This is a genomic window from Rhizobium sp. BK212 (assembly GCF_014197475.1).
Lineage (GTDB): Bacteria > Pseudomonadota > Alphaproteobacteria > Rhizobiales > Rhizobiaceae > Rhizobium > Rhizobium anhuiense.
In genome coordinates, this window is the sequence record NZ_JACIFS010000002.1 from 263,490 (window position 1) to 276,881 (window position 13,392).

At 62.4% G+C, this 13,392-nt stretch carries 13 protein-coding genes; 5 read left to right on the plus strand and 8 right to left on the minus strand.

Features of this window, described 5'->3' with window-relative positions:
• Nucleotides 1–124: 124 nt before the first annotated feature.
• Nucleotides 125–526 (minus strand): response regulator, encoded by a 402-nt coding sequence (locus FHT79_RS06315; RefSeq protein WP_003560657.1) that lies wholly within the window; start codon nt 524–526, stop codon nt 125–127.
• 10 nt (nt 527–536) lie between these two features.
• Nucleotides 537–2,282 (minus strand): ATP-binding protein, encoded by a 1,746-nt coding sequence (locus FHT79_RS06320; RefSeq protein WP_183903079.1) that lies wholly within the window; start codon nt 2,280–2,282, stop codon nt 537–539.
• 87 nt (nt 2,283–2,369) lie between these two features.
• Between FHT79_RS06320 and FHT79_RS06325 the strand changes: the two genes are divergently transcribed.
• The gene (locus FHT79_RS06325) at nt 2,370–2,906 is read left to right on the plus strand and encodes a GNAT family protein (protein ID WP_183903315.1); all 537 of its coding nucleotides are present in this window, start codon (nt 2,370–2,372) and stop codon (nt 2,904–2,906) included.
• Between the two features lie 104 nt (nt 2,907–3,010).
• Here the strand turns inward: FHT79_RS06325 and FHT79_RS06330 are convergent, their stop codons facing one another.
• The 3 genes from FHT79_RS06330 to FHT79_RS06340 form a co-directional block, all read right to left on the minus strand.
• The gene (locus tag FHT79_RS06330) at nt 3,011–3,925 is read right to left on the minus strand and encodes an esterase (protein ID WP_028758213.1); all 915 of its coding nucleotides are present in this window, start codon (nt 3,923–3,925) and stop codon (nt 3,011–3,013) included.
• A gap of 128 nt (nt 3,926–4,053) precedes the next feature.
• Nucleotides 4,054–4,686 (minus strand): PQQ-binding-like beta-propeller repeat protein, encoded by a 633-nt coding sequence (locus FHT79_RS06335; protein ID WP_028758212.1) that lies wholly within the window; start codon nt 4,684–4,686, stop codon nt 4,054–4,056.
• 45 nt (nt 4,687–4,731) lie between these two features.
• Nucleotides 4,732–5,952: a hypothetical protein gene (locus tag FHT79_RS06340; RefSeq protein ID WP_028758211.1), complete on the minus strand. Its 1,221-nt coding sequence runs from the start codon at nt 5,950–5,952 to the stop codon at nt 4,732–4,734.
• 118 nt (nt 5,953–6,070) lie between these two features.
• Between FHT79_RS06340 and FHT79_RS06345 the strand changes: the two genes are divergently transcribed.
• Together FHT79_RS06345 and FHT79_RS06350 are read left to right on the plus strand one after the other, a co-directional pair.
• Entirely contained in the window at nt 6,071–6,868 is a 798-nt protein-coding gene (locus tag FHT79_RS06345) for a thioredoxin family protein (RefSeq protein ID WP_028758210.1), read from the plus strand.
• Between the two features lie 5 nt (nt 6,869–6,873).
• The gene (locus FHT79_RS06350) at nt 6,874–7,215 is read left to right on the plus strand and encodes a hypothetical protein (protein WP_028758209.1); all 342 of its coding nucleotides are present in this window, start codon (nt 6,874–6,876) and stop codon (nt 7,213–7,215) included.
• 167 nt (nt 7,216–7,382) lie between these two features.
• On the opposite strand, the gene FHT79_RS06355 is transcribed toward FHT79_RS06350, so the two are convergent.
• The 3 genes from FHT79_RS06355 to FHT79_RS06365 all read right to left on the minus strand — a co-directional run bounded on the left by FHT79_RS06355 (nt 7,383) and on the right by FHT79_RS06365 (nt 11,847).
• Entirely contained in the window at nt 7,383–8,024 is a 642-nt protein-coding gene (locus FHT79_RS06355; protein ID WP_183903080.1) for a metallophosphoesterase family protein, read from the minus strand.
• A 133-nt stretch (nt 8,025–8,157) separates the two neighbouring features.
• Nucleotides 8,158–10,938: an EAL domain-containing protein gene (locus FHT79_RS06360; protein ID WP_049816518.1), complete on the minus strand. Its 2,781-nt coding sequence runs from the start codon at nt 10,936–10,938 to the stop codon at nt 8,158–8,160.
• Between the two features lie 39 nt (nt 10,939–10,977).
• Nucleotides 10,978–11,847: a FecR domain-containing protein gene (locus FHT79_RS06365; protein ID WP_348649667.1), complete on the minus strand. Its 870-nt coding sequence runs from the start codon at nt 11,845–11,847 to the stop codon at nt 10,978–10,980.
• Between the two features lie 134 nt (nt 11,848–11,981).
• Between FHT79_RS06365 and FHT79_RS06370 the strand changes: the two genes are divergently transcribed.
• Entirely contained in the window at nt 11,982–12,131 is a 150-nt protein-coding gene (locus FHT79_RS06370; RefSeq protein WP_245294514.1) for a hypothetical protein, read from the plus strand.
• Nucleotides 12,132–12,366: 235 nt separating this feature from the next.
• Complete coding sequence (locus tag FHT79_RS06375; protein ID WP_028758207.1) at nt 12,367–13,389, plus strand: LLM class flavin-dependent oxidoreductase; 1,023 nt, start codon at nt 12,367–12,369, stop codon at nt 13,387–13,389.
• The last annotated feature ends 3 nt before the right edge of the window (nt 13,390–13,392 follow it).

A 13,392-nucleotide genomic window follows, 5' to 3' on the forward strand; every position in this document is an offset into this window, starting at 1 on the left:
GCACCCCCAACGCTTCCGGAGTGGCATTCACCAACGCCCTCATCATTGAGGCGCGCAGCCCGCAGGGCGGAGCCTCCTGCGGAGCACCTCTGAGTGAGGCTCTCTCGGTCTCCGCCCGCAACGATCAAAACGACCGGTGAACCGCCTTGTCATTGGCAAGACGCGTCACGCAGCCTTCGAGCTTGGCGAGCAGCAGATCGAAGTCGAGCGGCTTCGTCAGATAGTCCGCCGCTCCGCCGCGTAAGCCGGCAAGCGTGTTTTCCCGGTCGGTCAGCGCCGTCAGCAGGATGAAGGGGATGTTGGAGAGCTCGGGGTGGTTGATCTGAATTTCCGCCAGAAGCTGGTGCCCATCCATGACAGGCATTGAAATGTCGCTGATGACGATGTCGGGCCATTTCGACAGGATCATTTCCAGCCCTTCGGCGCCGTTCGAAGCCTCGAGCGTCTTGTAGCCGGCTTCGCTCAGTTCTTCGACGAGGAGGTTCCGGATCTCGACTTCGTCTTCTATGCACAGGACTGTAACCATGAGCTCTTCCTTAAGCTGCGACTTGTTGATCCGACAATAGGAACGCTATTGGCAGAAGAATGGTGAATGTTGTGCCCTTGCCAAGCTCGCTGCTTACCTCGACGGTGCCGCCATGCAGTTCGACGACCTGCTTGACGACGTTGAGGCCGATGCCGGTTCCGGCAATGCCCGTGGCGCTGCGGGCGCGGTAATAGGGCTGGAACAGCTTCGGCAGATCCTCCGCATCCATGCCGATGCCGCTGTCGGAGATGGCGATCTCCACCGTCTTCTCGTCAGCCCGGGCGCGGACATGAATGTCGGGCGCGTTGGGCGAATATTTGACGGCGTTCGAAATCAGGTTGGTGAAGACCTGTTCCATGGCGCTGCGGTCGAATGTCAATACATCGGGTATCGGCTGGAGATCGAGATGAAACACATGCGAGCGGCTGAGATGGCGCTGCCTGTCGCAGCAGGTGACGAGCAGGGCTTTCAGATCGCCTTCGCTGCGCTTCAGCGTGATCTGTCCGGTTTCGAGCCGGCCGCTGGCGAGAATGCTCTCCATCAGATCGACCATGCGCACCACCGCGCTGCGGATCACGCCTGCTTTTTCATGAACGTAATCGCCACTGACGTTGGTCGTCGAGCGGCAGAGCCGCTGGGCAGCGGCGTCGATGATGGCGAGCGGTGTGCGAAACTCGTGCGAGGCCATGGCGACGAACTGGCGCTGGAGCGCATTCACCTGGCGTTCGTGCACCAGCAGGCGATCCAGTTCCTCTCTCTGCCTTTCGATCTCGACCGTTCGATCGGCCACCATCTCTTCCAGATGGTTGCGGTGATGGGTGAGTTGCGCCTGGCTGTCCAGCAGGGTCAGCGAGGTGCGATGCAGACCTCGTCCCAGCCAGAACACGACGGTGATCAGCAGCGCCAGACAACCGAGCCCCGCCGGCGCGATCTGCTGAAGCAGCATGTATCCGGGCCGGATGGGAGGCCACACGAAATAGCCGATCGTGCCGCCGTCATGCGATGACACAGGCACTTGCGCCCGCTCGTCCTCACCTTTCGAAGACGCGAAATGCAATCCTTCGAGCAGCGCATGATGGGCGATGCTTTCGGCAGTTTTTCCATCGATGAACTTGACCGAGATGGCGATGAACTCCTGGCCCGCCTCGATCTGCATCCTGGTCGAACTCGGCAGAATGGGACGCGCGCTTGCTATCGCCGGCCTTTTGCCGATCATGATCGTCCGAACCGTGGCCAGTTGACCAATCGGTTCGGCGCCGGGCTCTGCAGCCCGCTCAACGAGAGCGGCACGCATCTCTCCGGCAAGAGCGGTCATTTCTTTGCCGTCGTCGTCATCGAGCCGCGGCGGCATCGCATCAGCGCCGTCACGGAACGCAAACATCAGGCGATTGGCATCGTCGAAGATATAGGTTCTGTCGTGCGCGAAATACTGGCTCGTCCACCGCCCGACATTGTCGAGCAGCCATTCATGGTTCCGCTGCTTGGCATAGAGGAAGGCATCGTCCCATTTGGTGACGCTTTCCTGCTCACGGGGAAGTGCTGCGATCTGCTCTTCCAGTCCCTGTCGGACGAAATCGGCCTGTCGGCGCAAATAGATATCATCGACCTTGATTGCGGCGAGCCACGCAAAACCGCACAGCAACACGGCCGCAGCACAGGTGAGCGTTACCAGGACAAACGTAATGTGGGATGTGAGTCTGACCTTCAATACCTGCAACCTTTTGATGGCGACTGCCACCGAGAAATTGACACGCAAAGGTTGACGGACCGTGAATTATGCGCTCCCGTGCAGGTCCGCAACATGTCTCCTATAGGCATTTCACAATCTCCGAAGGAGAAGCGTTTGGATGCTCCCGCATCGCTGGAAACGTCGGATATCAGGATCGAACCGATCGCTGCCGCCCACATCGATAGTTTTCATCACGCACTCGACCTGGTCGCGCGGGAGAAAAGATACCTGTCTATGCTGGAAGCGACTCCTCTGCCGCAGACGCGGGAGTTCGTGATCGGCATGATTGCAAAAGGCAATCCTCACTTCGTTGCCACCGCTCAAACCCAAGTCATCGGTTGGTGCGACATCAGCCGTCATTTTTTCCCGTCGCATGCCCATCGTGGAAACCTAGGAATGGGTATCCTTCCTGCCTATCGGGGCAAGGGTCTGGGACGAAGGCTTATCGAGACGACATTGAGCGCCGCACAGAAAAGCGGTTTTGCCAGGGTTGAACTCGATGTTTACGAGGACAATGCCCGTGCGATCGCTCTCTACGAAAAGGTCGGATTTGCCCGCGAAGGCATCGTCCGACGGGCGGCACGCATCGACGGCCGGTTCATCGATGCGATCAGCATGGCGCTTTTGTTCGACGAGCGCGGCTTCTCATAGATCCTGGTATCGCGTCGATTTTTGAACGGGGCGAGTCCGGCTGATCATCATTTCGGCCTGAACTTGGAACAAATGCCCTTGCACGCAATGAGCCCAGCCATCCCCTATCGGGCGAAAGCCTCGAACGGATTGCCGTGAGTCAGGCGCATCAGCGTCCCGTCGTCTATGCCGCGCCGTTTCAACTCGGGCAGCAAGACCGTGGAAAGATGGGTGTACGGCTTGGGTGTCCCGCCCATCGGCAGTGCCGGATCGAACCAGCCCCGGTCATGGCTCAACAACAGGCGGTCGCCGCAGCCGGCATCCAGCGCCTTGATGACCAGATCCGCCACCTCGTTATCTTCGGCCCGGCCGACATGGTCATACTCGATCCAGGCGCCTCGCTCGGCCACGGCGACGTTATAGGCGAAGTCCTTTTCTTCCTGCGTATGGATCGAGATGAATCTGTCGGCCCTGTAGCCCTCCGCCTCGATGACATCGAGTTGATCCATGACGACCCGTCCCCTGATCGTATGACTGCCGATGACGGCGTCTGTCTGCGTCGCGGCGCGCGCGGCTGCCCGCAGGATTTTTGTCTCGAGCGCCGTCATGCCGTCATCGCCGGCACTGAGCTTGATCCAGCCTGCCTGGAACCCGGTCTCGTCGATCTGCTCCGTCAACTCGCGAAGCATCCACGCCTCCAGCTCCTTCTCGGAAGCATGGCGAACCCATTCGGGAATCCAGGGTTCACGGTAATTGCCGGTGGGAACAACGATCGGAAAATCCGTCGCGAGCGACACGGCAAGATCGATATCCGCACGGCGTCCGACGCCGCCCGTCGAGCATTCGACCAGTGCCGTCACCCCGAGTTTCTTGATCCGTTCGATTTCGGGGGCCATCAGCCGAACGACGTCTTCAATGTATGCTTCGGCATAACCGGGCTGGTCCGGCGTCCTGAGGTCGACGAAGACGTGCTCGTGCGGGAGGATCATCCCAAGTTCGGATTTGCTCTTAGGCCCAAGTGTCGTGCGCAGATATTTCAAAGTCTCTCCCCGCGGTCATGCCGCTTGCGTCGAGCCCTCGACCGCCCCCCGAAGCTTCGACACTGCCGCGAAAGTAGATCGTCCCATGACGAAATCAATCGCTCACTCGACCGAAATTCTTCCGGGCTTCACGCCGGCCGGCGCACCGCGCGGATCTTGCCACTGCCGCCTCCGCCACAGAAGAAGCGGTCGGCACCGTCGGATTCGAGGCCGGAGACGCCGGTGCCTTCGGGCATGTCGAGCCGTTCCAGCACCTCTCCCGTTTCCGGGTCGATGCGCCTGACGTCGCTGTCGTCGCCCTCCCAGGTGCCGTGCCAGAGCTGGCCGTCGACCCAGGTGACGCCTGTCACGACGCGGTTGGATTCGATGGTGCGGAGGATCTTGCCGGTCTCGGGATCGATCTGGTGGATCCTGCGGCCGCGATGCTGGCCGACCCAGAGCGTGCCCTCGGCCCAGGCAAGGCCGGAATCGCCGCCATTGCCAGGCGCCGGGATGGTGGCGAGGATACGGCCGGTCTTCGGCTCGATCTTGTGAATGACATCCTCGGCGATCTGATAGAGGAATTCACCGTCGAAGGCCGTCCCGGCATGGGATGCGACCTCGATCGAGCGCACCACCTCGCCGCTTTCGGGATCGAGCGCGTTCAGGCGGTCGCCCGAGGCAAACCAGACGTGCTCGCCGTCGAAGGTGACGCCATTGACGCGCTCAGCGCCGGGAAAAGGTCCATATTCACGCAGGATATTCGCAGCCGATTTCTTCATCTCTTCCATCCCTATGGTTCGGGCATCACAATCAGTCAGCCCACACTAATCGCTGGGCAGCGGTCCGGGGAGTAACAAGATCGTCGGGAAACCCGGCAGCGGCGGGCTCATCCAGCGCCGCGCCCGCCCGCGCCCCAGCGATTGCACCTTGCCTTCGCCCGCAAGGGAATCCAGCGCCCGCTGCACGGTGCGGGGGCTGGCAGCGAGCGCGATCGCCAAGGCCGAGCTCGACCACGCCTCGCCATCGGAGAGGAATGCGAGCACTGCCCCATGCTGACCTTCGACGAGCGGCGCCAGCACCGCGATATCCTGGGCGCCAAGCGGCGAAAGCGCAAAGCCGCGCTTCGTCGCTGAAACCTCCGCCAGTCCTCGCAGTTCGGCCCGCAGCCGGCCAATCTCGACCCGCAGCCTGGCGCGATGCGATTCATCGGCGTGTTTGCCGCGGAAGGCGCGCGCGATGAGCGCTCCCCTCGTCACATCTCCCGGACAGGCTTCGGCCAGCGTACGGGCAAGCGCAAACAGCACCGGTCGCGTCGCCAGCGAGACGGCGGCGCCCGCATTCCACACCACATGGCGGCAGGCATCGACGACGAGCGTGCCCGAACCGAGCAGCGCTTCCACCTCGCCGAGCAGCAGCAAGCGCTCCTGCCCGCGCGACATCAGCCGCGCCGCCGGCGTGTCGAGCACGAGGGCCGCAGTTTCGACCTCCGCCGTCAAAGCCTGAATATCGGCCGCGCGCGCCGCAACCCTTGCCCGGGCGAGCGCCGCACGCGCCGCCTGCGTTTGCAGGCGCCGGACGGCGATTCCGGCGGCCACCAGCTCGTGGGCAACCCGCAGAGCCGGCGGCAGCGGCGTCGGATCGAGTGCTGCAAGCGCGCGTTCGGCCTCGTCGAGACGCCCGATCAGCACCAGCCTGCGAATGGCGACATTGCCCGCATGCGCGGCATTGACCCTGTCGCCATGCGCTTCCAGCACTTTGCGCGCCGCTTCCAGCGCCTTCGGCGGCCAGAGAAGATCTCGCGAGACGAGCGCGATCTCGGCCTCGGCAACCACGCAACGCGCCCGCGCCAGCGCCTCGCGCGGGCCGAAGGCGCGCGCAGCACTCTTCAGCAGCGCCTTGGCGCGGACGAGATCGCCGAGCTGCGCCATCGCGATGCCGCGCAGCGCCAGCGCCGCCGCGTCGTCACGCAGCGCCACCCGCTTCAGCGCGCCCAGCGCATCACCCGATGCCAGCGCCTGCGCCGCGGCTGTGATCAGCGAGTCCATTCAAATCCCGTCACACTTGTCACTCCCGCCATTCCCCGGCCCAGCCGTAATCTGTTCAGGACCCGGCAACCAATTCGCGCCGGATGCTACGACGACAGACAGGCAAAGGAGAAGACCCATGACGACACAGCTGAACGCAACACGGCAGCAATGGCTGACGGCAAGGCTCGACCTGCTCGCAGAGGAAAAGGCGCTGACCCGGCAGAGCGACGCGCTGGCGCTCAAGCGCCAGCAATTGCCGCGTGTGAGAATCGATAAGGAATACCGCTTCGATACGGACGACGGCAAAGTCTCACTGAAGGACCTCTTCGGCGGCCGCTCGCAGCTTCTCATCTATCACTTCATGTTCGGGCCTGATTATAGCGCGGGATGCCCCTCCTGCTCCTCGATCGCCGACGGTTTCAACGGTTTCTTCGTCCACCTCGAAAACCACGACGTCGCCTTCTGGGCGGTTTCGCGTGCGCCACTGCCCAAACTTCAGGCCTTCAAGCAACGCATGGACTGGAGTTTTCCCTGGGCCTCCTCTCTCGGCAGCGATTTCAACGGCGATTTCTGCGTCTGGTTCTCTGCCGAGCAGCAGCACCAGGGCGGCATAGAATACAACTACCGCCAAGAGCTCCCCGCTCCCGAACCGCTCGCCGGCAAGACCGTGCAAGAATGGCAGTCGCCCGGCAGCGAGGGTCCGGTCGCTCAGATCGCCGCCATGACCGGCACCGATGTCGCGACCTACACCCGCGACCGGCCGGGCGTCAGCGCCTTCGAGCTCATCGATGGCACGGTCTACCACAGCTATTCCAGCTATGCCCGCGGGCTGGATGGGCTCTGGGGCATGTACCAATGGCTCGACCGCGCCCCCAAGGGCCGCAACGAAACCGGCATCTGGTGGCGCCATCACGACCGCTACGGCAAGGAGTGACTGCGATGCTGCTTTCCACCCCTACCCCGGAGAGAGGCGACGGCAACGCCGAATGGCTCTCGCTGGCCGCCGCCGCAGTCGGATCAACTGATAAGCCGAGCAGCAGTGTGGCTAGCGCCGGCGGCCGGCTCGCCGCCCACGCCGCCGAGTGGCTAGCATTCGCCGCCTCCCCAACATTCGCGATCATGGCGCTGCTGACGGCAGCAACCGGCAGCACCGACATGATGTGTATGACAACGCCTGATGCCTTCCCGATCGGGGGAATGGTGCCGATGTACCTGCTGATGGGCGGTTTCCATCTAGCGCCCTGGCTGCGGCTCGTCGCCGGCCGGCAGGGCCGGAAGTGAGGATTCTGCCGCACCCCATCTCTCTTCTCCCCGCTGGGAAAAGAGAGATGGGGTAGCGCTCTCGCCAAACTTCTGCTGACGGAGCGCGGCGGAGCGAAAGGCTTCCGCGCTCCGCGCGGCTCCCATTCCGCGTCTCCGGCTTTACGCCCTTACCGACGCGCCCAAGTTCATGCCCTCACCTCGATAAAGTCGATCGGCCCGCCGGCAACCTCGTCGTCGAAGACCGCGCAGGAAAGCTTGCCGCCGAAGACACAGCCGCTGTCGATGTTGGTGCGGTTTCCTGTCGTCACCGGGTTGGACAGTGACGGCGTATGGCCGTGGACCAGGTGCTTGCCCCAATAGTCGCTGGATTCACCGGGAGGGAACCGCAACCACAGAACATCGTCCTCGCTCTGCCGTTCCAGCGGAAACGCCGGATCGACGCCGGCGTGGACGAAGATGCGATGCCGGTCGACATGCATGAGCGGACGATCAGCCGCCCATTGCAGATGCTGGGGCGAAACTCTGCCGCCATAGGATATTTCGGTCTCGAGCCCGCCATTGCCGAGCCATACGGCTCGGCTGCCGCTGTCGGCATAGGCAGCGACCATCATGTCCTCATGATTGCCTTTCAGGCATATCCATCGCCATGGGTCGGCCGTGCCGGCAATGATGCGGTCGAGGACGTTTTTGCTGTCAGACCCGCGATCGATATAGTCGCCAAGGAAGACGACTGTCCCTTCAGGCGCATAGGCTTCGACCCGATCGATCATCCTGTTCAGCGGATCGATGCAGCCATGGATATCGCCAATGGCGAATGTGTAGCGCATGTCGCATTCTTAACGCCTGTCGAGAGCCAGGTGAAGTCCGCACCACCGATGCCGACAGAAAATCCGACTCCCTCTCAGCCGCTTACCGCAATTCCTTCTGCTTCCGCTTGAAGAAAGCGGCCGGCGAGATCGGTCATGCAGCACGCGTCCAGCCCGGCTGGCGCGAAAGCGTCATCAGAGCGGCGGACGATTGCGGTTTACCGAAGAAGTAGCCCTGGCCCTCCTCACAGCCCATCTGCGCCAGCATCTGCCATTCCGTCTCGGTCTCTATCCCCTCTGCCACGACCTTGAGCCCCAGCCCGTGGGCAAGCGAGCCGACCGTCGCGACGATCGCCAGGATCTTGGGATCGTCCGCGATCTTCCTGACGAAGGACTGGTCGATCTTGAGCTTGTCGAGGGGAAAGCCGGCCATATAGCTCAGCGACGAATAGCCGGTTCCGAAATCGTCGAGCGCGACGGCAATGCCGAGCGCTCTGAGCTCTGAGATGACCGACATGATCTGCTCGCTGCCGTCGACAAAGGCGGATTCGGTAATTTCGAGATGCAGGCGCGAGGCCGCCAGGCCGCTTGTCGCCAATGCAGCCTTGACCTCTGCAACCAGCTCCGGTCGGGAAAACTGGATCGGCGATACGTTGACGGCGAGATTGAGTCGATTCGGCCATTCGGCCGCCGCCCGGCATGCTTCGGCAAGCGCCCAGCAGCCGAGATCGCAGATGAAACCGCTGGCTTCGGCGACCGGAATGAAGTCTGCCGGCGAAACCAGCCCGAACTCCGGATGCTTCCACCGCAAAAGGGCCTCAGCACCGACCAGTTTGCCCGTCTTGAGGTCCACCTGCGGCTGATACAACAGGAAGAATTCGCGACGATCGAGAGCAGCGCGCATCTGCCGCTCGAGCAATCGCGATTGATGCTGCCGCAGGGCGGTCACCGGATCATGAGCGCGCCACCCGCTGCCAGCCACCCGCTTGGCGTCGTCGAGCGCAATCTCGGCATTCTGAATCCAAATGTCGGCGTCACCGTTGCGCGCCTCGCTGGTGCAGATCCCGAGCCGGGCGGCGACATGGATCATCGAACCGCCAAGCGCGAACGGCTCTCTGAAAAGATCAAGGATGAGCTGCGCGCACCGCTCCTGACCGCACTCCTCGGACGCCGGGATGACGGCCGTGAAGACATCGCCCCCCAACCGCCCGACGAGGCTGATTGCACCCTCCGCCTCCATCCGCACGGCGACGGCCCTCAAAAGCTCATCCCCGACATCCCGTCCCATCGCCGTATTCAGGACGGAGAAACGGTGTAGCCCCAGCGCGATCACATGGCATTCACCCTCGAGCCGATCGAGGCGACGGCGGAATTCGCGCCTGTTCATCAGACCGGTCAACTCGTCGAATTCGGACAGGCGCTGAAGTTTGTCTTCGTACCGCCGGCGGGCCGTCATGTCCCTGACGATCAGGCTGCCGATGAAGGATTTCGCGGCGACGATGCCGGATTCGCCAGGCCGTTCGACAGGCGAAATGGTGATCGCTGCCTCGAGATGCTTTGTCCCTCTCTCGGTTTGAAGCGAAAAACGCGCGTTGCAGGCGTGGATCGTGCCCGGCTGCGCCATATAATCCGAAGCAAGCTTGATGATGCGATGAACGAGAGGGGGCGGGATCATCGCATCAAGCGTTCTGCGCCTGTCCGCCTGTGGCTCCAAAGCCAGCATCGCCGCAGCCGAGGCGCTTTCGTTCAGAATGCGGAACTGATCGTCGAAGGCGATGACTGCGTCGGCGCTGTCAGCCACGATCCTCTCGAGCAGCCGGCGCGTGTTGCGCTGCTCGGCCTTGGCAAGCTCGACCAGAAACCGGCCGAAATCGACCTTCTCGTTCAACAACAGCACGAGACCGGCAAGAAGAATGATCCACGGCCGCACCGTGTGAAGGATGAGAGCGTGATCCTTCTGGAGAAAGAAGGCCGTCACTTCACCGGCGGCGGCAATGGCAAGAGCAAACGCGACGGCATGGGCTGCGGACCGGCTGCGCATGCCAAGGGCGAGCGCAATAATGGCTGCGGCAAAGAGAAGCTCCAGCGGCATCTGGTCGATGTCCTCGAGCAGCCGCTTCTGCAGGATCGTTTCGGAAGCGAGAATATGCAGCATTGCGCCGGGCAGTGCGCCATAGACCGGGACGGGGAAGATATCCTTCAGCTCGGTCGCATAGGCGCCGACAACCACCGAACGCCCTTCCAGATCGGGCCTGCCGACCTTCCCGGCAAGAACATCCGACAGCGAGAATGTCGGGACGCTCGCCGGGGCGATCGAATAGTCGATCGGATAGGAGCCTGCCGCCCTGTCGAATTTCGCCAGCACTGCGGCAACGCTTTGCGTCGGCTGATTGTCGAGAGTATCGCCAAGTGCGAACCGCCTGACCGTGCCGTCGCCGTCGAGGCCGACATTGGCGAGGGAAAGCCAGGCATTGTCGGCGAGATCCGGAATCGGCCGCGTCACCACCGTCTGCGATCCGGCCTCGGCGCCGAGATATTGCTTGAAGACCGGCAGGATCACGCCGCCTCCGGCTTCAGTCAGAGCCTTGGCCAGCCGGCCATCCTCGGCAGAGTTCGACGGCGTGCTGAAATCGACGTCGATAAAGATGTCGCCTGCGCCTGCCGCAATCAGCTTGTCAATGAGCTCGGCATAGAGGCTGCGGGGCCACGGCCAGGTGCCGACCGCATCGAGGCTGCGCTTATCGATCGCGACATAGACAATATTTCCGGACGCCGCCCGTGGCGCCGCGCTGAAGCGCCAGCTCACCAGGGCATTGTCGAGATAATTCACAAAGGGCAGGACTTGCCCCGAGAGCGGCAGGCCGATCATCATCAGGATGAATAACAGCCTGACTGGGCGCAATCGCGACAGCCGAAAGCCACGACCGCCCTTCATCAACGATGGAAACCTCTCACACCGGCCGACGGGGAAACTTCAGTCGTCATCGTTTCCCTTGCCTTTGTTCTTGTCCTTTTTGTCGCTTTTGTCTTTCTTATCTTTCTTGTCCTTATCCTTGCCGCTCCCGATTCCATTGTTGTCGCCGTTGTCGCTGTCATTCCCGACAGCGTTTCCTTGGCCGTCATCGTTGCCGGCTGCATTCTCATTGCCATTGCTGGAGCCGTTATCGGCGCCGTAGCGATTGCCATTGCGGCCTTCATTGCCGAAGGAGTGGGAAGCGCTATCTCGGTCGCCAGAGCCGGCGCTATTGGAAACGGATGAAGATGCGCCAGATGCCTTCGAACTCTCTGTCTCCGCCTGCCCGTTGAGGGTCGTCGCGCCGACGGCAGGCACTCGCGCCACCGACGGGGCGACCGCGGTCACCACAGGCGTCGAAACGTCGCCGGAAACCGTCATCCCTTTCACACCGTCGACGGATGCGCCCTGCCCCGGCCCGACATTCGCCCTTTGACCGCTCGCAAACGATGTCACCTGCACCAGGCCGCGGTTGACCGTAACCTCAGCCGCGGATTTCGAGACGGAAACGCGGAAATTCGTCCCCTTCACAACGGCCGCCAGGAAAGGCGTCTGGACTGTTGTATGCGGCTTGCTGCGTTTCTCGATCTCCAGATCGAGCACACCCGCCTGCTCGACGACCTCCGTCTTCCTCTCGCCAAAGCCCGATGTGAAGATGCCGGCGAGGGTGTTGGGTTGAAACGAAATGCTTTCGACGCCGCGCACCAGCTGAACGCGTCCCCTCGGCCCGGTCGCGATCCAGGCGGTGTTGGGGATGATGTCTCCCGCTCGAACCGCTACCCAGTTCCGCTTGTCGACGGTGAAATTCACCTGCTGGCTGGCCTTGGCCACTTGCCAGTCACCCTCAGCGGCATTCGCGGACACTATCGAAAAAAAGAAAAGCACCAGAAAAAACGAAAAAGCGCGAAACATATAATCTCCCAAATACCAACTGATAAAACCACTATCTCCTTAATTTCATTTGAATGATTCCAGAAAAACTCTCGCGAATCCGGCGATTCCCGACCTTTGCCGGCGAAGTGCGGGCGCTCTATCAAGACGATGCCAGCCTGCGCGTGCCATCGCAGGTGTTCAACGCCGTGCACACGCAGCTGGAGGATGTCGGCGCGGTGTGAAAGCCTGTGGAGATTCAATGGAAATTTTAGCACACGAGCATCTCCTCTCCCCCATTCCTGTGCTCGCCACAGGAATGACGGAGGAAAGGGCACGCGACACTCTCCAGAGATAGCGGAAGATAGCGCGTCAAATGCCGGATAAGTGATACGCCACATCCCCCCGCTTCCGATTGTCTTCCGGCCCGAAACTATGCCATGACCCATCCACCATGAGATGCAACGGAAAAGGCGCGGCATGAAGAAGATCGGTTTCCTCTCGTTCGGGCACTGGACGCCCTCGCCCCAATCGCAGACGCGCTCGGCAGGCGACGCGCTGCTGCAGTCGATCGATCTTGCCGTAGCGGCCGAAGAGCTCGGGGCGGACGGGGCGTATTTTCGCGTGCATCATTTCGCCCGCCAGTTGGCCGCGCCCTTCCCGCTGCTATCGGCCGTCGGCGCTAGAACCAACCGGATCGAGATTGGCACCGCCGTCATCGACATGCGCTACGAGAACCCGCTCTATATGGCCGAAGATGCCGGTGCGGCCGACCTCATTGCCGGCGGCCGTCTGCAGCTCGGCATCAGCCGCGGTTCGCCCGAGCAGGTGATCGATGGCTGGCGCCATTTCGGCTATGCCCCGCCGGAAGGCCAGAGCGAGGCCGACATGGCCCGGCACCATGCCGAAGTCTTCCTCGAAGTGCTGCGCGGCGAAGGTTTTGCCAAACCGAATCCGCGGCCGATGTTTCCGAACCCGCCCGGCCTGCTGCGCCTCGAGCCGCATTCCGAGGGCCTGCCCGATCGGATCTGGTGGGGCGCGAGTTCCAACGCCACTGCCGTCTGGGCGGCCAAGCTCGGCGTGAACTTGCAGAGCTCGACGCTGAAGGACGACGAAACGGGAGAGCCGTTCCACGTCCAGCAGGCCGACCAGATCCGCGCCTATCGCGCGGCCTGGAAAGAAGCCGGCCACACACGCCAGCCGCGCGTCTCGGTCAGCCGCAGCATCTTCGCGCTGGTCGATGACCGCGACCGCGCCTATTTCGGCTACGGCAACGACGAGGGTGACAAGATCGGCTTCATCGACGAGAAGACCCGGGCGATCTTCGGCCGCAGCTATGCTGCCGAGCCTGACGCCCTGATCAAGCAGCTCGCCGAGGACGAGGCAATCGCCGAAGCCGACACGCTGCTGCTGACCGTCCCCAACCAGCTCGGCGTCGCCTACAACACCCATGTCATCGAAGCGATCCTCACCCATGTTGCCCCGGCGCTCGGCTGGCGCTGACGT

Coding starts and splice junctions, on each gene's coding strand:
- FHT79_RS06345 (WP_028758210.1), top strand. CDS start 6,071: ATGACGACACAGCTGAACGCAACACGGCAGCAATGGCTGACGGCAAGG.
- FHT79_RS06370 (WP_245294514.1), top strand. CDS start 11,982: ATGATTCCAGAAAAACTCTCGCGAATCCGGCGATTCCCGACCTTTGCC.
- FHT79_RS06315 (WP_003560657.1), bottom strand. CDS start 526: ATGGTTACAGTCCTGTGCATAGAAGACGAAGTCGAGATCCGGAACCTC.
- FHT79_RS06335 (WP_028758212.1), bottom strand. CDS start 4,686: ATGAAGAAATCGGCTGCGAATATCCTGCGTGAATATGGACCTTTTCCC.
- FHT79_RS06355 (WP_183903080.1), bottom strand. CDS start 8,024: ATGCGCTACACATTCGCCATTGGCGATATCCATGGCTGCATCGATCCG.
- FHT79_RS06375 (WP_028758207.1), top strand. CDS start 12,367: ATGAAGAAGATCGGTTTCCTCTCGTTCGGGCACTGGACGCCCTCGCCC.
- FHT79_RS06350 (WP_028758209.1), top strand. CDS start 6,874: ATGCTGCTTTCCACCCCTACCCCGGAGAGAGGCGACGGCAACGCCGAA.
- FHT79_RS06340 (WP_028758211.1), bottom strand. CDS start 5,952: ATGGACTCGCTGATCACAGCCGCGGCGCAGGCGCTGGCATCGGGTGAT.
- FHT79_RS06360 (WP_049816518.1), bottom strand. CDS start 10,938: ATGAAGGGCGGTCGTGGCTTTCGGCTGTCGCGATTGCGCCCAGTCAGG.